This is a genomic window from Hydrogenivirga sp. 128-5-R1-1 (assembly GCF_000171895.1).
The window spans coordinates 95,572-113,590 of record NZ_ABHJ01000001.1 but is presented as its reverse complement, the minus strand read 5'-3'; the positions used below and the strand labels follow the sequence as shown (position 1 = coordinate 113,590).

The 18,019-nt window shown below is 51.5% G+C and carries 20 protein-coding genes; 17 read left to right on the top strand and 3 right to left on the bottom strand.

Annotation, left to right across the window (positions count from 1 at the left end; all coding sequences use genetic code 11):
• Window positions 1–22: 22 nt before the first annotated feature.
• The 9 genes from mqnC to HG1285_RS16515 all read left to right on the top strand — a co-directional run bounded on the left by mqnC (window position 23) and on the right by HG1285_RS16515 (window position 8,756).
• Window positions 23–1,108 carry a cyclic dehypoxanthinyl futalosine synthase gene (mqnC, locus tag HG1285_RS16475; protein WP_008285895.1) on the top strand — a complete coding sequence of 362 codons (1,086 nt, stop codon included), beginning with the start codon at window positions 23–25 and terminating at the stop codon, window positions 1,106–1,108.
• Entirely contained in the window at window positions 1,105–1,956 is an 852-nt protein-coding gene (locus tag HG1285_RS16480) for a hypothetical protein (protein ID WP_008285894.1), read from the top strand. The genes mqnC and HG1285_RS16480 overlap by 4 nt, the downstream gene beginning before the upstream one ends.
• A 72-nt stretch (window positions 1,957–2,028) precedes the next feature.
• A complete protein-coding gene (locus HG1285_RS16485; RefSeq protein WP_008285893.1) occupies window positions 2,029–3,123 on the top strand; it encodes a hypothetical protein in 1,095 nt (364 codons plus the stop codon).
• 1 nt (window position 3,124) lies between these two features.
• Complete coding sequence (locus HG1285_RS16490; RefSeq protein WP_008285892.1) at window positions 3,125–4,441, top strand: cytochrome c peroxidase; 1,317 nt, start codon at window positions 3,125–3,127, stop codon at window positions 4,439–4,441.
• A gap of 5 nt (window positions 4,442–4,446) precedes the next feature.
• Window positions 4,447–5,322, top strand: coding sequence for a hypothetical protein (locus tag HG1285_RS16495; protein WP_157560409.1), 876 nt, complete (start codon window positions 4,447–4,449; stop codon window positions 5,320–5,322).
• 31 nt (window positions 5,323–5,353) lie between these two features.
• On the top strand, window positions 5,354–6,376 hold the full coding sequence (asd, locus tag HG1285_RS16500) for an aspartate-semialdehyde dehydrogenase (protein ID WP_008285890.1): 1,023 nt from the start codon (window positions 5,354–5,356) through the stop codon (window positions 6,374–6,376).
• Between the two features lie 15 nt (window positions 6,377–6,391).
• Complete coding sequence (locus HG1285_RS16505) at window positions 6,392–7,576, top strand: pyridoxal phosphate-dependent aminotransferase (protein WP_008285889.1); 1,185 nt, start codon at window positions 6,392–6,394, stop codon at window positions 7,574–7,576.
• Window positions 7,577–7,605: 29 nt separating this feature from the next.
• Window positions 7,606–8,121: a thioredoxin fold domain-containing protein gene (locus HG1285_RS16510; RefSeq protein ID WP_008285888.1), complete on the top strand. Its 516-nt coding sequence runs from the start codon at window positions 7,606–7,608 to the stop codon at window positions 8,119–8,121.
• Entirely contained in the window at window positions 8,118–8,756 is a 639-nt protein-coding gene (locus HG1285_RS16515) for an HAD-IA family hydrolase (RefSeq protein WP_008285887.1), read from the top strand. The genes HG1285_RS16510 and HG1285_RS16515 overlap by 4 nt, the downstream gene beginning before the upstream one ends.
• Here the strand turns inward: HG1285_RS16515 and HG1285_RS16520 are convergent.
• The gene (locus HG1285_RS16520) at window positions 8,725–9,204 is read right to left on the bottom strand and encodes a tetratricopeptide repeat protein (protein WP_008285886.1); all 480 of its coding nucleotides are present in this window, start codon (window positions 9,202–9,204) and stop codon (window positions 8,725–8,727) included. The genes HG1285_RS16515 and HG1285_RS16520 overlap by 32 nt on opposite strands.
• A gap of 118 nt (window positions 9,205–9,322) precedes the next feature.
• Here HG1285_RS16520 and HG1285_RS16525 point away from each other — a divergent pair, with 118 nt between their 5' ends.
• Entirely contained in the window at window positions 9,323–10,273 is a 951-nt protein-coding gene (locus tag HG1285_RS16525; protein ID WP_008285885.1) for an acetyl-CoA carboxylase carboxyltransferase subunit alpha, read from the top strand.
• Here the strand turns inward: HG1285_RS16525 and HG1285_RS16530 are convergent.
• Both HG1285_RS16530 and lysA read right to left on the bottom strand, forming a co-directional pair.
• Window positions 10,258–10,680 (bottom strand): Fur family transcriptional regulator, encoded by a 423-nt coding sequence (locus HG1285_RS16530; protein WP_032496251.1) that lies wholly within the window; start codon window positions 10,678–10,680, stop codon window positions 10,258–10,260. The genes HG1285_RS16525 and HG1285_RS16530 overlap by 16 nt on opposite strands.
• Before the next feature lie 62 nt (window positions 10,681–10,742).
• On the bottom strand, window positions 10,743–12,011 hold the full coding sequence (lysA, locus tag HG1285_RS16535; RefSeq protein ID WP_008285883.1) for a diaminopimelate decarboxylase: 1,269 nt from the start codon (window positions 12,009–12,011) through the stop codon (window positions 10,743–10,745).
• A 43-nt stretch (window positions 12,012–12,054) separates the two neighbouring features.
• On the opposite strand from lysA, the gene HG1285_RS16540 reads away from it, so the two are divergent.
• Genes HG1285_RS16540 through HG1285_RS16570 form a run of 7 tightly spaced genes read left to right on the top strand, consistent with a single transcriptional unit; the run spans window position 12,055 to window position 18,014 of the window.
• Complete coding sequence (locus HG1285_RS16540; protein WP_008285882.1) at window positions 12,055–12,678, top strand: hypothetical protein; 624 nt, start codon at window positions 12,055–12,057, stop codon at window positions 12,676–12,678.
• A 24-nt stretch (window positions 12,679–12,702) separates the two neighbouring features.
• The gene (locus tag HG1285_RS16545) at window positions 12,703–13,455 is read left to right on the top strand and encodes a YebC/PmpR family DNA-binding transcriptional regulator (protein WP_008285881.1); all 753 of its coding nucleotides are present in this window, start codon (window positions 12,703–12,705) and stop codon (window positions 13,453–13,455) included.
• A complete protein-coding gene (locus tag HG1285_RS16550) occupies window positions 13,455–14,315 on the top strand; it encodes a permease (RefSeq protein WP_008285880.1) in 861 nt (286 codons plus the stop codon). The genes HG1285_RS16545 and HG1285_RS16550 overlap by 1 nt, the downstream gene beginning before the upstream one ends.
• A gap of 9 nt (window positions 14,316–14,324) precedes the next feature.
• Entirely contained in the window at window positions 14,325–15,611 is a 1,287-nt protein-coding gene (gene mutL, locus HG1285_RS16555; protein ID WP_008285879.1) for a DNA mismatch repair endonuclease MutL, read from the top strand.
• A gap of 17 nt (window positions 15,612–15,628) precedes the next feature.
• Complete coding sequence (gene gatC / locus HG1285_RS16560; protein WP_008285878.1) at window positions 15,629–15,913, top strand: Asp-tRNA(Asn)/Glu-tRNA(Gln) amidotransferase subunit GatC; 285 nt, start codon at window positions 15,629–15,631, stop codon at window positions 15,911–15,913.
• Window positions 15,914–15,916: 3 nt separating this feature from the next.
• Window positions 15,917–16,954: a recombinase RecA gene (gene recA / locus HG1285_RS16565; protein ID WP_008285877.1), complete on the top strand. Its 1,038-nt coding sequence runs from the start codon at window positions 15,917–15,919 to the stop codon at window positions 16,952–16,954.
• Window positions 16,923–18,014 carry a PilT/PilU family type 4a pilus ATPase gene (locus tag HG1285_RS16570; protein ID WP_008285876.1) on the top strand — a complete coding sequence of 364 codons (1,092 nt, stop codon included), beginning with the start codon at window positions 16,923–16,925 and terminating at the stop codon, window positions 18,012–18,014. The genes recA and HG1285_RS16570 overlap by 32 nt, the downstream gene beginning before the upstream one ends.
• Window positions 18,015–18,019 lie beyond the last annotated feature (5 nt).

Below are 18,019 nucleotides of genomic sequence, written 5' to 3'. Positions count from 1 at the left end.
ATTTGCTCTGGAGGAGCGAAGAATGAAGACGATCTCAATAGATTACATAAAGGATAAGGTCATAAACGGAGAGAGGATAACACCCGAGGAAGCCCTTGAGCTATACAGGAACTCCGACCTCACCACCCTCGGGATGCTGGCAGATCTCGTGAGGAAGAGAAAGCACCCGGACAACGTGGTCACCTTCGTGATAGACAGGAACGTGAACTACACCAACGTATGTATAGCGGGCTGTAAGTTCTGTGCCTTTTACAGAAGGAAGAGCGACGAGGACGCCTACACCCTTGATATAGATACGATCCTGAAAAAGGTTGAGGAGCTGGTTGAGTGGGGTGGAACGACCCTGCTTATGCAGGGTGGGATAAATCCGGATCTGCCTCTCAGCTTCTATGAAGAGATGATCTCCACGATAAGGGAGAAGTTCCCGCAGGTTCAGATACACTGCTTCTCCGCTCCGGAGATAGTCTATCTATCTAAGTTGGAGAAGATGCCCATAAAGGAAGTCCTCAAGAGGCTGAAGTCCGCAGGACTGATGTCCATTCCCGGGGGAGGTGCGGAGGTGCTATCTCAGGAAGTCAGGGACAAGGTATCGCCGGGCAAGTGTTCGGTGGAAGAGTGGGAGGAAGTCCACAGATCAGCCCACGATCTCGGCATGACCACGACCGCCACCATGATGTTCGGGCACCTTGAGAGCATAGAGCACATCCTTGAACACCTTGATCGTGTCAGGAGAATTCAGGACGAAACGGGAGGCTTTACCGCCTTCATACCTTGGACTTTCCAGAGGGGGAATACAGAGCTTGACTTTGTTGAGCCTGCTGGCAGCCCTTATTATCTGAAGGTTCTCGCCCTATCAAGGATATTCCTTGATAACTTCACCAACGTTCAGAGCTCTCACGTGACCCAAACCATGCCCGTGGGGATGGTGGGACTTCACTTCGGTGCCAACGACCTTGGGTCTGTGATGATAGAGGAGAACGTCATATCCTCCACAGAGTTCAAGGTGAGCATACCCAACGTTGAGGACATGGTTCAGGCGATAAAAGACGCCGGCTTCATACCAGCCCAGAGGGATACCTACTACAGGGTAGTGAGGAGGTTTAGTTGAGGGAGAGGTTCTTTCTGAGTTTAGTTCTGCTCTGCGTCTCTCTCGGCTATCCCTCAGCACAGCAGGTTTCCTACGATAGGGTTATCTTCATGACCAACTTTGGGGGCGTTTTCCAGTACAGCATCTCTTCAGTTCAATATTACGTCCCCGACATACGCCTTGAACTTCGTGTAGGGCACAGCCTGGGGTTAAGGCTGGATGAGATAAGGAAGGGTTGCACCGCGAGCGTTGAGGGAGATCCCACCGACAGAGACGGGGATGGCTTCCCCGCCGGAGCTACATACCATATCAAGTGTAAGTTCCCTGCTCACAATCTTGAGCTTGTGGGGAGGATAAGTGTGAGGGACAACAACGAGAGCGATTCCAGAAGCGGAGGGTATCTGTGCACGGGTGTGTTCACCCCTGCGGGGTGCTCCAGAGAACCTCTAAAGAACAGGGGATACGACTACTACGCCCTTGATATAGACTCCGAATACAGCCCTGTGACCAACACTTACTTCTTCAGGAGATACTACTGGATGGTTTACGGGCACTCCTGCGAGGCTGAAAACCTCTCCTTTGCCCCTAAGGGACCCTTAAACCCCTGGGAGTGGGACAGGGGAGTCTGGAACGGAACCCTGAAATGTAACGCCATCCCCTCTTACAAGTATATCTTTGAGGTAAAGAACTGGGAGTCCGGTATGTGTCCGGACGCGAGCACGCCAGCGAAGGGAACTATAAGGATCAGGGCAAGTTGTCTTAACGCTCCCTCTGAGGAGTTCAGCGCTACTGTTAACTACATATCCTGTGGTCATGGGAGGGCTGTGGGAACCAACTGCGGAGGTTTCCTGATAAACACCTCCTTCTGAGGTGAAATTTCCCTTAACATTCTTCTAAAGTAGCTTCAAATTAAACATAAAACAGGTCGGGAGGTGAGTGTCATGAGGGTTAAGTATCTGGTGTTGTCTTCAGCTTTAATTGCCGCCGCTGGATGCGGAGGCGGTGGTGGTGGAGGCGGTGAGACCATATCTGGTGTATGGAAGGGCGAATACACTGGTTCAGCCCCCACTTCGGGAGCCACACCCAAAGGACCAATCTGTCTTGAGATAAACCAGAATGGTGCTCAGGTAAGTGGAAGCGCATGGGTGTCAGGTTATATATGGTCAGGAAGTTACAGCGGAACTGTGAGCGGCAACACCTTTACAGGTCAGGTGAGTGGAAAAGACTTGAATAATAATGATGTAACAGTGAGCTTTGATGCGAGTGTGTCGGGTAACAATATTACTGGACGAGTGACAGTTACCGTTGGAAGTCAAACTCAGACATACAATATAACCTTAGAAAAGGAAAGTGACCCGAATTGTGGCTGGGCAAACAGGGACTTAGCGTCGGCTTTTGGGCAAGCATTGGGTAACGCTTCAGGTAGTTCATCTTTGGGGACTGCTTTGGCTTCGTTTATAACATCTGTTCCCCAGGTGAATGTAAGTATTGATGGAAGCCCACCCCAAAACTGGTGGGTATGTATATGGGAGGTTAGGGAAAGAGATGCCTCAAAAACCCCAACTAAGGAATACACTATAGGTGGCATAATTGAAGACCAAAACTTTAGTAAAGGTATAGGATGGTATGTGGAAGAAAGTAGTAACCTGAACAGTGTGCCACATTATATTGGTCTGGACTCAAATTTAAATTCTAGGAATGTCAATGTTACCAATCTAAATGGCTCTGTGCCTAAAGTCGCTGGATACTTTGATTTCCTGACTTCAAGTCTTTTCATGGCCGATGGGGGAGTTGAAGACGTTTACAAAACCTCCGGGACATCACTGCCAGCCAACAGTGATCCTTTTTATGTTAGCGAGTGTGATAGCGCAACCAATACTCAATACAAAGTGTGGATGACAACTATAAACGACTTCTGTATAACGTTTAACACAACGACCCCTGCAAACAGATCAGCGAGTGCACCTCCGGATGCCTGCACCGGAACTGCAAAAGTGGATGCTCTCTATATAGAAAAGGTGACCTGTACGCCCTGAGATGAGAAGGAAGGCTGTTTTCTTTTCCTTCCTGCTTTTCTTTCTTTTACTCTCCTGCGGAGGGGGAAGTTCTCTGGACACAGATCTGAGCGCAATAATAAAGAAACACAACCTAAAACCCATAGAAAAGCCCAAGACCGACCCGGACACTGTAGCCCTCGGGAGGGCTTTGTTCTTTGACAAGATAGTCAGCGGCAACAAGGACATATCCTGTGCCACCTGCCACGACCCGAGATTCGGAACGGGAGACTGCCTGCCTCTTCCAGTGGGCACCAAGGGTAGTGGAGAGTGCCTTTCCAGAAAGAGAGATGCGGGAAGACCCTTCATACCCAGAAACGCACCGGAGGTCTTCAACAGAGGGCATAAAGATTGGAAGACAATGTTCTGGGATGCAAGGGTAGAGCTTAAAAACGGGCAGTTGCGTACTCCCGCAGGCAGTCAATTACCTCAAGGTCTGGAGAACGTCCTTCAGGCACAGGCTATCTTTCCCATCACCTCAAGGGATGAGATGAGAGGTAGGAAGGGAGACATAGCCTCGGACGGGAGTGTGAACGATCTTGCCCTTATTGACGATGACCAGTACGCACAGATATGGCAGGCTGTTATGAACCGTGTCTTATCCATCCCTGAATACAGGGATATGTTCAAAAAGGCTTTCGGTGATAGAAACTACACTATCGTGGACTTCGGGAAAGCTATAGCTGAATTTGAAACGGAAGCTTTCACGCTTACCGATAGCCCCTGGGACAGGTATTTGAGAGGAGATAAAGGTGCTCTATCCTACGAGGCAAAGCGGGGAGCCCTTCTCTTTTACGGAAAAGCAAAGTGCTATACCTGCCACAGCGGAACGCTTTTCACAGACCAGAAGTTTCACAACATAGGAGTCCCCCAGTTTGGACCCGGAAAGAATGCAAACGGGCTTGACCTTGGCAGGTACAACGTGAGTGGTAAGGAAGAAGACAAGTTCAAGTTCAGGACACCTCCTCTCAGGAACGTGGCAGTCACATCACCCTACTTCCACAACGGAGCCTACAGAGACCTTAAAAAGGTGGTTCTTCACCACCTTAACCCTGAAAAGTATTTAAGAAATTACGACCCTACAGCCAACGGACTACCTCCGGAGCTCGCCTCAACTCTAAAAAATGATGAAAGCACCATAAATCAGATACTCTCAACCCTTGATATAGAGCCGGTTCACCTGACCGAAGAAGAGGTAGATTATCTAATAGCCTTCCTGAAATCACTGACCAGCCCTCAGGTTTATACCCTTCACAAGGTAATACCTGATAGAGTCCCGAGTGGACTGCCGGTAAAATGACTCCCATGCCTTACCTCCTCTTTCTCCTCGTCTTCACACTCTCCTGTTCTCCCAAGACCTTCAACCCACCCTCCGCAGAGGGATACCGCCTTGAGATAAAGACCCTTCAAACGAGAGGAACTCAGATGGACTACCTCCTCGCCCGCAGGGAGGGAGTCGTCAGGTTCAAGAAGGTACTCATCCTATTTCCCGGAGGTGACGGGACTTGTCACTTCGGCGATCACCATAGCCTCTGCCAGAAGAGGAGAAACTACCTGAACGGCGTATGGGTCAGCAACAACTTCCTCGCAAGGAATATTCTACGCTTTGCCCGAAGAGGAGACCTCGTAGTCCTTGTGGATATGCCGAGAGACGTAAAGAGGATCTTTGCGGACGGAAACTCTAAGCTCCTCGCCAGCGCCCACAGGGTATCGGAAAGGCATCTGGAGGACATAAGGAATTTGGTTTTTAAGTTGAAGTACGCCTTCGGCGTGGAGGAGTTCTACCTCATAGGAACGAGCAGAGGGACTCTCTCGGTTGCGTACCTCACAGACAGAATACCGGAGGTCAAGGGATCGGTCCTGACCGCCACCCTCTCCTCAGACCCGCACTTTGCCGAATACTGCCGAGGTGGTGACTTCCTAAAATGCACAGGCTTTGAAGGGACGGACAAGAGGGTTTTATTTCTACACCACAGGTTGGACGGGTGCGTATCCTCAAGTTATTCTCTCACCCGAAGGGTCTTTCAAAAAATAAAATCTAAAGAAAAGGAGTTTATAACCTTGCAGGAAGGTTCTGAGCCTGCGGACAACCCTTGCTCCGGGCTCACCTACCACGGCTTTTTCGGAAAGGACAGAGAGGCGGTGGAGAGGATACTCTCTTGGATTCACTCGGGAGGGTAAAGCGCCCGCCGAGAGGATATAATCATATCCCATGGGTTACAGGGTAGCGATAGTCGGTGCCACAGGAGAGGTTGGAAGGACTTTTCTCAAGGTTTTTGAAGAGAGGGACTTTCCCATAGACGATCTGATACTCTTTGCCTCCGAGCGTTCGGAAGGGACTAAGCTTACCTTCAAAGGGCAGGAGCACGAGGTAAGAGCCCTCAACAAACAGCCCAACTTCAAGGGCATAGACATAGCCCTCTTCTCCGCGGGAGGGTCTATAAGCAAGGAGTTTGCTCCCAAGTTCGCTCAGGACGGAGTGGTGGTGGTGGACAACTCCTCCGCTTGGAGGATGGATCCTGAAGTTCCTCTCGTGGTGCCCGAGGTCAACCCTGAAGACGTAAAGATGTTCAAGAACAAGGGCATAATTGCCAATCCCAACTGCTCCACTATACAGATGGTCGTCGCCCTCAAGCCCATATACGACACCGCAGGCATAAACAGGGTGGTAGTCGCCACCTATCAGTCCGTATCCGGTGCGGGTGCAAAGGCTATAAGGGAGTTAGAAGACCAGACCAGGGCATGGTGCGAGGGAAGAGAAATACCTCAGCCCAAACACATAGCCAAGCGGATAGCCTTCAACGCTGTTCCCCACATAGACGTCTTCATGGAAAACGACTACACGAGGGAAGAGCTCAAGATGCTCAACGAGACCAGAAAGATAATGCACGATGAGAACATAAAAGTCTCCGCAACCGCTGTCAGAGTCCCAGTCTTTTACTCCCACGCTGAGGCTGTTCACATAGAGACCCAGAAGCCCATACCTCCCCAGAAAGCTCGTGAGGTGTTATCGGAGGCTCCCGGAGTGGTCGTGGTTGACGACCCGAAAAATGCTGAGTATCCTCTTCCCATAGACGCTCAGGGCAGGGACGAGGTCTTCGTGGGAAGGATAAGGGAGGATATAGCCTTCTCGCCGGGTCTCGCCATGTGGGTGGTGGCGGACAATATAAGGAAGGGCGCAGCGACCAACACGGTTCAGATAGCTGAACTCCTTGTGAAGGAAGGACTTGTGTAAGATATAATTTATCTTATGATCTCTCAAAGGGTATCCCAGTTAAAGCCCTCCGCCACACTCACCATAACCGCCAAGGCTAAGGAACTCCGTGCCAAGGGCATAGACGTCATAGGATTCGGTGCGGGAGAGCCGGACTTTGACACGCCGGACTTCGTAAAGGAAGCCTGCGCAAAGGCTCTCATGGAGGGCAGAACCAAATATGCTCCCTCCGCAGGGATACCGGAACTTAGAGAGGCTCTGGCGGAGAAACTGCTCAAAGAGAACAAGGTGGAGTACAAACCCTCCGAGATAGTGGTCTCCACGGGCGCCAAGATGGTGCTCTTTCTGATATTCATGAGCATACTCAACGAGGGAGACGAGGTCTTACTGCCCTCACCCTACTGGGTGACCTATCCCGAGCAGATAAAACTCCTCGGCGGCGTGCCCGTTGAGGTGCCTCTGAAAGAAGAGGAGGGCTTCTCGCCCACCGCAGAGCTCATAGAAAGGTACATAACACCCAAGACAAAGGCTCTTGTGATCAACTCTCCCAACAACCCTACGGGTGCGGTGTATCCCACACAAGATCTGAAGCGCATAGCCGAGCTGTGCGTTGAGAGGAACATCTTCATAATCACCGACGAGTGCTACGAGGCTTTCCTCTACGAGGAGGACTTCACGAGTGTGGCTTCCTTCTCAGAAGAGGTTAAGAAGATAACCTTCACCGTAAACGCCTTCTCCAAGACCTTCTCAATGACCGGGTGGAGGGTGGGCTACGTTGCCTGTCCGGAGGAATACGCAAAGGTCATAGCCAGTATAAACAGCCAGACGGTCTCCAACGTGACCACTTTCGCCCAGTACGGAGCCTTAGAAGCCCTCAAGAACCCACAGGCTAAGGACTACGTCCTGAAGATGAAGGGAGAGTTCAAGAAGAGGAGAGACAGGGCTCACGAACTCCTCTCCTCAATACCGGAGGTGAAGGTCTTCAAGCCCGGAGGTGCCTTCTACATATTCCCCAACTTCTCCTACTACTCGGAGAAGATCGGCGGTGATCTCAAGCTCGCCCAGTACTTGTTAGAGGAGGGTAAGGTCGCCTGCGTTCCGGGTTCGCCCTTCGGTGCGGAGGGTTATCTGAGACTCTCCTACGCCACCAGCATGGAGAACATAGAGAGAGGGATAGAGAGAATTTCCCATACCCTTGAGAAGTTGGGTCTCACGACCTAAATCTTAATTTAGTCAGGAGGAATGCGCTGATGAGAACCCTTTTAAGCCTTGTTGTCCTGCTTGGAGTTATGGGGCTCCTTTCCTGTGAAGGTCAGAAGGGTGCTTCCGTCCCTGAGGCTCCGACTACGGAGAACCGTGTGGAGAAGAAGAGCCTTATACCCAAGAAGGAGTATGCGCTCCTTATAGTTGAGAGCAAGAGCTGTATATACTGCAAGCAGCTGGACAGGGATATAAAGAAAGAGAAGAGCCTCCAGGAAGCCCTCAAGGACATAGACCTTTACAAGGTTCTCTACGAGAGCTACACACCTGTGGAGGCTAACTTCGGCGGCAAGATCGTGGAGATGTCCGAGAACGAACTCGCCAAGACGCTGAACGCCCTATCCTTCCCCAACCTCATATTCTATGACAAGCAAGGGAACATAATTCTTCAGATACCCGGTTACGTCTATCCCACCCAGCTCGTCTGCATAATTGATTACGTGAAGACGGGGGCTTACAAGGAGGAAGACGTAAACACCTACGTAAAGAAGAAAGGCTGTGCATGAAGGCTGTCCTCTTTGACCTTGACGGAACTCTCATAGACTCAGCCGACGACATAGCCCTTGCCCTTCGTCTTACCCTTGAGGAGCTCGGAATGGAGGAAAAAATGCCGCCGAGTGTCAGGAGTTTGATAGGGGGAGGTGTCAAGGCGCTCCTTGAGAGGGTGCTCGGTGATGACTTCAGAGAGCAACACGTCAAGGTCTTCAGGAGGCATTACATAGGTAATCCGGTCGTCAATACGACGCCCTATCCGGGCGTAATGGAAACACTCAGAGCTCTGAGAGGTAGGGGGATAAACCTTGTGGTAGTTACAAACAAGCTTGAGGAGCTCTCGGTGGAGATACTGAAGAGGCTCGGTATGCTGGAGTTCTTTGACCTCGTCGTGGGGGGCGATACTTTTCCTGAGAAGAAGCCGTCGCCCTTGCCTGTACTGAAGTCCCTTGAATTCGTTGGGGTTGAGAGTAGTCAAGCTTTGATGGTGGGGGATACCTCGGCGGACATAGAGGCGGGTAAGAGGGCGGGTGTCAGGACAGCCCTTGCCGCGTGGGGATATGTCAAACTCAACTCCGTCAAACCGGACTACATCTTCAATTCGCCTGCAGACATCCTCAGTTTAGCATCCCAAGTATCTGGTGCCTGAGGACGTGGGCTGGTTTGTATTCTGGGTCTATCTTGAGGGCTTCCTCTACCTCTCTTAGGGCATCGTAGAGCTTGCCCATGGCGGTGTATATCCTTGCGAGGTTTATCCTGGGAAAGTGCCTCGGTTCATAGTTCTTTGCGACTATAGCCTGTTTCAGCCAGGGGATAGCTTCTTCAAACCTGCCCTGTTCAATCAGGTATGCGCCTATGTCGTTATAGGGGTTTCCGAAGTCCGGGTCTATCTCTATAGCTTTCTTGCAGTACTCTATAGCCTTGTCGTAGTCCTTCTTCATGCTGTAAGCCCAGCCGAGGAAGGTGTAGGCTTTGGCGGTAGGCTGAACCTCTATGGACTGTTTGTAGAGCTCTATAGCCTTATCTATATCTCCCAACATGTGATGGGTGTAGGCTTCCTCAAAGAGCCTCTCGGCTTCCTTTTCCGTGTACTCCATGTCTCTATCCTCCACGCTATTAATATAATCCCGCTTATATAACTTGACAACAAAACACTCAATCTGTGTCTTTTCTCCCTCTGATGTATAATTAACGGACTCTGAGGAGATTATTGAAATGTATTACGAATATGAGAAAAAACTCCTGGAGCTTAAGGAGAAGATAGACAACCTCCGCGCCCTCTACAGAGCTGGCAACCGTGAGGTGGAGAGGGAGCTACGGGAGCTTCAGAGGGAGTTCAGGGAGAAGGCGAAGAAGACCTACGCTAACCTGTCCCCCTGGGAACGTGTCCAGCTGGCGAGACACCCAAAAAGACCCCACACCTCGGATTACATAAAGCTCCTCATAAAGGACTTCGTTGAACTGCACGGGGACAGGAGGTTCGGGGATGACAAAGCTGTCATAGCAGGTATGGGATACCTCAAGGGGCAGCCCGTTTGCGTTATAGGACACGAGAAGGGTAAGGGCACCCAGGAAAAGATAGAGAGGAACTTCGGAATGCCCCACCCGGAGGGTTACAGGAAGGCTATAAGGGTAATGAAGCTCGCCGAAAGGTTCAGGATGCCTGTCGTAACCTTCATAGATACACCGGGAGCTTTCCCGGGTATAGGTGCAGAGGAGAGGGGTCAGTCGGAGGCTATAGCAGAGAGTATGCTCACCATGGGTTACTTGAAGGTTCCCACGGTAGCTGTGGTGATAGGTGAGGGCGGAAGCGGTGGTGCCTTGGCGCTGGGTGTGGCAGATAGGGTCTGCATAATGGAGAACGCCTACTACTCGGTTATATCACCCGAAGGATGTGCAGCGATACTCTGGAAGGAGCAGGACAGGGTGAAGGATGCTGCAAGGGCTCTCAGGCTAACGGCGGCAGACCTTAAAGAGCTCGGTGTGGTTGACTGCGTCATAAGGGAACCCTTCGGGGCTGCCCACTGGGACTACCGAAGGAGTGCTTACGTTCTCGGTTATCACTTAAGGAAGTGTTTGGGTGAACTCTGCTCAAAGGACGTAGAAACCCTCCTGAGCGAGAGGCTGGGCAAGTTTAAGAACTTGGGGGCTTACGTGGAAGGTTGAGCCTTCTCCCTGCACTGGGGGCATAGTCCATACACGTTCACAGAGTAACCTGCCGTCTCAAAACCCTCAAGTTCCTGAGGTATGTCTATCTTCTTGTCCATGTATATATCCCGTATAGCACCACAGCTCACGCATATAAGGTGATGGTGGTCGTCCGTGTTGGCATCGTATCTGGCGGAGCTTCCCCAGTAGCAGACCTTCTTGGCAAGACCCATCTGCTCAAGGGTCTCTACGGTTCTGTAAACGGTGGCGAGGGACACGAAGGGATACCTCTTCTTGACCTCCTCGTATATCTCCTCAACGGTGGGGTGGTTGTGTGAGTTCAGGAGTATTTCATAGACCGCAACCCTCTGGGGAGTTATCTTAAGTCCAGCCTCACGGCACCTCTCTATAAAACTTTCAAGCATACTCTCTCTGAGCTCCATAGCAATTAATATAACAGAACAGTCTTATTTTTCAATAATGCTTTTCAAGTGGTATTCAATATATAGTTGTAATCTTCCCGCTCTCTTATCAACCTGTAGGAACCATTCTCAACGAGAACCTCCGCCGGACGAGGTCTTACATTGTAGTGGGAAGCCATCGCAAAGCCATAAGCTCCTGCTGAGAGAACGGCTATGTAGTCTCCCCTCTCAAGGAACTCTATCCTCCTGTCCTTGGCGAGGAAGTCTCCCGTCTCGCATATAGGTCCCACTATGTCCGCTATGATGTGTTCCCTTCCCTTACTCTCCACCGGGACGACGTGGTGGTAAGCGTCGTATATTGCCGGTCTAACGAGGTCGTTCATGCCCGCGTCAACTATTATGAAGTGCTTGATCTCCTTGTCCTTTAAGAACTGAACCTGTGCTATTAAAAGACCGGCGTTGCCGGTTATTGACCTTCCCGGCTCAAGTATTATCTGGGCGGACACTCCTTCAAGCAGAGGCAGGACTTCCCTGGCAAGCTCCTCCGGAGAGGGTTCCCTGTCCTCGGGCTTGTACTTTATCCCCAAACCACCACCTATGTCCAGGTAATTTATCTCAAAACCCTCGTCCGTAAGGTCTCTGTAAAGCTCAACAACCTTCTGAACAGCCTCTCTGTAAGGTGAAACGTCAAGGAGTTGTGAACCTATGTGGCAGTGTATACCGACGACCTCAAGGTTCTTCAGCTCCCTGGCGAGCCTGTACTCCTCCCTTGCGGTCTCAAAGTCAACCCCGAACTTACTCTTCTTCATACCTGTTGATATGTAGGGGTGGGTCTTGGGATCAACGTCAGGGTTTACCCTTATGGCTATGCGTGCCCTCTTGCCGAGCCTTCCCGCTATCTCGTCCAGGACGTAAAGCTCGTCTCTGGACTCCACGTTGAACATGAGTATCTCTTTCTCTATCGCAAGCTCAAGCTCTGGAACGGTCTTCCCCACTCCCGCGTAGACTATCCTGGAAGGGTCTATGCCTCCCTTTAGGGCTGCCACAAGCTCTCCGCCGGAGACTATGTCCGCTCCCGCGCCTTCCTCACCCGCTACCCTGACCACCTCCGGGTTGAAGTTCGCCTTGACCGCGTAGCAAACGAGCGCGCCCGGGAAAGCCTTTTGATAGGCTCTTATCCTCTCCCTTATATAGGAGGCGCTGTAAACGTATAGGGGTGTTCCGAACTCCTGGGCAAGCTCCTTCAGGGACAGTCCCTCAAGGTGAAGTTTGCCGTTTTTGACCCCTATATACGGGTTGAACTCTTTGAGAAGTTCAGCCTGTGTGCTGTCCATCCGAACCTCCTTTTATAGGGAGGAATATTTTAAGGTAAGAACCATGTCCTGTGAGCTTGAAGGTTTGGGACTGCGCGGTAAATATCCTTTCGTGTTCTTGCTGTACCTTATCCCTCCGCTCGCCCTGAGCTACACACTTCTTCCCTCCTTGGCGCTGGGTTTCATAATGTCCAAGAGCTCTACAAACTATATTGCCAGTGTGAGTTTCTTCCTCGTATTCTTCTTAGCGGGTTTCCTTTTCTTCAACCGTCTCCACAGGTACTATTACGGGGTAGGCGCTTTTAAACTCGCAGGCGTCTTGCTGAAGGGAGTGCGCTCAGCCTTCTCACGGATATACCTTGAGAAAGACCGCCTCGTTCAGGAATATCCTACGAGCGTTAGAGAGGTTGAGTTGAGAGGAGGAAAGATACTTTTGTTATGGACGGTGTCGCCCGTTCTGCTCTTTCTGGAAGGAGGCTCGTCCCTGAATGGTGGAATAGTGCTGTTAAGGGCTGGTTTCGGGAAGAGGGAGCTTGAGGAGTTTATGTCCTGCTTGTCCCGGGAACTCGGAATTCCAGAGGAGAAGATAAACTTGAGTTACTTCAGGGGCTTTATACTTTCGGGGTTTAGCTACAGAAGGGAGATAAAACTCTCTGGAGAATTTGATAAAGACGAACTTCTTCCTTAAATTATTACATTCGGAGGTTGGAAGATGGCAGGACACAGTCACTGGGCTCAGATAAAGCACAAGAAGGCTAAGGTTGACGCTCAGAGAGGAAAACTCTTCAGCAAGCTGATAAGGGAGATAACCGTTGCGGCGAGGCTTGGCGGTTCAAACCCCGAGTTCAATCCGAGGCTCAGGACAGCGATAGAGCAGGCTAAGAAGGCTAACATGCCCCTTGAGACCATAGAGAGGGCTATAAAGAAGGGAAGCGGAGAGCTTGAGGGCGAGACCTACGAGGAGGTTATCTACGAAGGCTATGCTCCTGGCGGGGTGGCGGTTATGGTGCTTGCCACCACCGACAACAGGAACAGAACCTCCGCCGAGGTCAAGCACGCCTTCTCAAAGCATGGGGGAAGTCTCGGCTCTTCTGGGTGCGTTTCCTACCTCTTTGAGAGGAAAGGTGCCATAGAAGTCCCTGCCTCCGAGGTGTCCGAGGATGAGCTCTTTGAAAAGGCGGTGGAGGCGGGCGCAGAGGATATCCAGAGCGGTAGCGAGGTTCACCTCGTTTACACGTCCCCCGAGGAGCTGTATCAGGTAAAGGAAGGTTTGGAGAAAGCAGGTGTCCCCGTTGAGAAGGCTCACATAACTTGGATACCAGTTTCAACGGTATCCGTGGAAGATGCGGAAACCGCAAAGAAGGTTCTGAGGCTGATAGACGCCCTTGATGATCTGGAGGATGTGCAGCAGGTCATAGCGAACTTTGAGATACCCGAGGAGGTTCTCCAGAAGGTAGAAGCCTGATGCTGGGAGAGCTCTTCAAGGTATTCTTTCACTACGTTGCCGATATACTGCCCTATTTCTTTATAGCCTCCTTTCTTGGGGCTACTCTGCAGGTTCTTATGGGGCGCAGGTTGATGAAGAGATCCTTCATGTCCAGACCTTACGCTCCCCTGATCACAGCTACTCTCGGCGCGAGTGTTCCCGTGTGCTCCTGTTCCATGATACCCGTTGCTAGAACCCTTGACAGCTTTTCACCCCGCAGTTACGCCCCGGTTATGGCGTTCCTCGTTACGGCTCCGGTGCTATCTCCTGTGGTGGTGGTCTTGACCTTCGGTATGCTGGGATACGAGCTGACGGTGATGAGGGTTTTATCATCCTTGGCGTTTGCCCTGGTGGTCGCCTACCTTTCCTCCTTTATCTTTGTGAAAAGGGCTACCCTTCCCCTCGTGCAGGGTGCATCTTCCGCGCGCCAGAGCTGGCTCAAAGAGTTCACTCAGAACTTTCTCAGCCTCCTTACCACAACGGGTAAGTACGTTCTCCTCGGGCTGTTCATAGCTTCCCTCGTCAAGGTTCTGGTTCCGGAAGGTCTCATAGTCTCCTTCTCCTCAAGCCCCCTGTCTTACCCACTGATAAGCCTCCTTTCCATACCGGTGTACGTCTGCTCGGGTGAGGAGGTTCCCATAGCGAGATCACTGCAGGAGCTCGGTTTTACACAGGGTCAAGTCCTCACCTTCATGCTCGCCTCCTCGGGTATATGTGTGCCTACTATAACCGCCCTATTCAGCTTTCTGCCCAAAGGTCTCATCCTTATGTACGTTGTCGGGTGGTTCCTGTTCGCTACCCTCTCGGGTGTGTTTATGGACCTTCTTGTAGTAACTTGAATACTTGGTATGTTCGTGAAGATACTCCCGCACCAGGTAAGGAGCAAGATCGCAGCTGGGGAGGTAATTGAATCACCAGCCGATGTGGTCAAGGAGCTCGTGGAGAACTCGCTTGATGCCAACGCTACAAGGGTAGAGGTAGACATATCCAAAGGGGGCAAGAGGCTTATCCTTGTCAGGGACAACGGGACGGGGATACATCCCGAGGATATAGATAAGGTCGTCCTTGAAGGGGCAACCAGCAAGATAGGTAGTGAAAAAGACCTGATGAACATATCAAGCTACGGCTTCAGAGGAGAGGCTCTCTACTCCATAGCGAGCGTGAGCAGGCTTACCATAAGGTCAAGGTACTTTCAGGAGAAGGAGGGCTACGAGGTAGAGGTTGAGGGAGGGGAGGTTGTATCCAAGAGTAAGGTCGGTATGCCCGTGGGTACGGAGGTAGAGGTCAGAGACCTCTTTTTCAACCTCCCAGCCCGCAGGAAGTTCCTCAAGAGGGAGGACACGGAGAGGCGCAGGGTTATAAACCTCATCAGAGAGTATGCCCTGGCAAACCCCGATGTTGGATTCATTCTCTTTTCCAACGCACGGGAGGTTCTCAACCTGCGCCCGGCTTCCGAAAGGGAGCGCGCTGAAGATGTCCTGGGGGAAAGGCTTGAGCCTATAAGAGGGGAGAGGGAGTTCTTGAGGCTGAGGGCTTATGTAAAGAGGAACGTCTCCAGGGGGGAATTCCACCTCTTTGTGAACTCAAGACCCGTGAGCTCTAAGGGCATGAAGGACTTCCTGAGGAAAACTCTCGGCTACAAGACCCTCGGAGTTGTGTTCTTGGAACTCCCACCCTTCATGGTTGACTTCAACGTCCACCCTAAGAAGAGGGAGGTTAAGTTCCTCAAGGAGAGAAAGGTCCTTGCACTGATGAGGAGTATGCTCGGCGGAAGGGAGACGGAGTTCTTCACCCTTGAACAGGAGATAGCACCTTACGAAACGGAGTTCAGGATACTCGGGCAGCTCAACGACACAGTCATATTAGCCCAAAGGGGTGACTACCTTTACTTCTTTGACCAGCACCTCATATCTGAGAGGGCTAACTACGAGAAGCTTAAGGGTAAGCCCGAGGCGGATCAGATAGCCTGCAGGTCTGCCATAAAGTCTGGAGAGAAACTGAGCGAGAAGGAGATGAAGGAGCTCGTGGAGCTATGGAAAGGTCTTGAAAACCCACACGTGTGCCCTCACGGGAGACCCATATACTACAGGCTTCACATCAAGGATATTTACGAGAAGCTGGGGAGGAGTTTTTAGAGTTATATTTATTAATCATGGTAGACAGGGATTGGGTAAAGAAGATAGCCCTTCTGGCGAGGTTGGAGCTTACCGAGGAGGAGGTAGAACTGTTCAGCAGACAGCTGGGCGATATACTGGGCTTCGTTGAACAGCTTGGTGAGCTTGACACCACCGGAGTGGAGCCTTACATTCAAAACATTGAAGAGACCCCCATGAGAGAGGATAAACCGGGAGAGTCTCTCACCCAGGAAGAAGCCTTGAAAAACGCGCCCGAGAGGGAAAACGGCTTCTTCGTGGTTCCGAGAATTGTGGAGGTTTAATTTATGGCTCAAGAGACAGCTGAGAAGGTTTTGAACGAGAAGAAGAAAGCCCTTGAGGCTTCCATAGCCAACATTGAGAAGAGGTTCGGCAAGGGCTCCATAATGCCCCTGCACGCCGCGGAAACCGTCAAGGTTGATGTAATACCTACGGGTTCCCTTGCTCTGGACATAGCAACCGGTATAGGAGGCATACCGAGGGGCAGGATAATAGAGGTGTTCGGTGTGGAGTCCTCGGGTAAGACAACCCTCGCCCTTCATGTAATAGCTCAAGCCCAGAAGAAGGGCGGTGTGGCGGTCTTTATAGACGCTGAGCACGCCTTAGACCCCAAGTACGCCAAGAACCTCGGTGTTGATGTGGAGAACCTTTACATATCCCAGCCCGACTACGGAGAGCAGGCTCTTGAGATAGCCGAGAGCTTGATAAACAGCGGTGCGGTTGACGTGATAGTGGTGGACTCGGTCGCAGCCCTCGTCCCGAGAGACGAGCTGGAAGGTGAGATGGGGGAAGCCCAGGTTGGCAAGCAGGCGAGGCTCATGTCCCAGGCTCTTAGAAAGCTGAAGGGTATAGTCCACAAGAGCAACACCTCACTGATATTCATAAACCAGATAAGGGAGAAGATAGGGGTAATGTTCGGAAACCCTGAAACTACGCCCGGAGGGCGTGCTTTAAAGTTCTTCTCCGACATGAGGCTTGAGGTTAGAAGGATAGGAGACATAAAGGAGGGCAACGAGAAGGTAGGCTACCGCGTGAGGGTCAGGGTTGTGAAGAACAAGCTCGCCCCTCCCTTCCAGGAGGCTGAGTTTGACATGATATACGGGGAGGGTATATGCAAGCTCTGTGACCTGATAGACGTGGCTACCGACAAGGGTGTGCTCACCAAGAGCGGTTCGTGGTACAGCTACGGTGATCAGAGGATAGGACAGGGTAAGGAGCAGGTTAAGAGGTACCTTAAAGAAAACCCCGAGCTCGCTCGGGAGATAGAGGAAAAAGTGAGGGAGGTAGCAGGACTTGTTACAGCTGATACTGAAGAAGGCTCTTGACCTTGATGCCTCCGACATACACATAAAGGTCGGGGCGAAGCCCGTTTACAGAATTCACAAGAAGCTCCACGTTGACGAGGAGTTCCCTGTCATAACCGACGAGCACTTCTCTCTCTTCCTGAACGAGGTCATCGGTAAGAGCGAGAAAAAGAAGAAGGAGTTTGAGGAGCTGGGAGAGATAGACCTCTCCTACTCTCTGCCCAAGGTCTCCCGTTTCAGGGTCAACGTTTACAAACAGCGCGGCACGAGCGGTATGGCGTTCAGGGTGATTCCCTTCCAGATACCCCCCTTCAAGACTCTCAACCTGCCTGAGGTAATGCTGAAGACCTCACTATCGCACAGCAAGGGGCTGATACTCGTTACGGGACCAACCGGCTCCGGTAAGTCAACAACCCTCGCCTCCATAATAGAGGAGATAAACAAGAACTTCAGGAGGGTCATAGTTACCATAGAAGACCCGATAGAGTATTTGCTCAGGGACAAGAACTGCTTTATAGTCCAGAGGGAGGTGGGTATAGACACCCAGAGCTTCGCGAGGGGTCTCAGGGCTGCCTTGAGGGAAGACCCGGACGTGATAATGGTCGGTGAGATAAGGGATACGGAGACCGCAGAGATAGCCCTGCAGGCTGCAGAAACGGGTCACCTCGTCTTCTCAACACTGCACACCCTTGATGCCAAGGAGACGGTGAACAGGCTCATAGGGATGTTCAAGCTTGAGGTTAGAGACCAGGTAAGGCAGATGCTCGCCGGAGTTCTGGTAGCCGTATTCTCCCAGAGGCTGCTGCCGAGAGCTGATAAGAAGGGTTCCATACCTGCCGTTGAGGTGATGCTCAACACCGGTGCAATAAAGGAAGCCCTCTTAGACCCGACGAGGATAGACGAGATACCAGACCTCGTCGCCAAGGGTAAGGCGGCTTACGGAACCCAGACCTTTGACCAGCACCTTGAGGAGCTTTACAGGAACGGTCAAATAGACTTCCACACGGCTATACTTTACGCAACGAAGCCCTCAGACCTTGAGCTCAAGCTCAGGGGTATATCTTCGGGTGCGGAGTTTTAAGATAT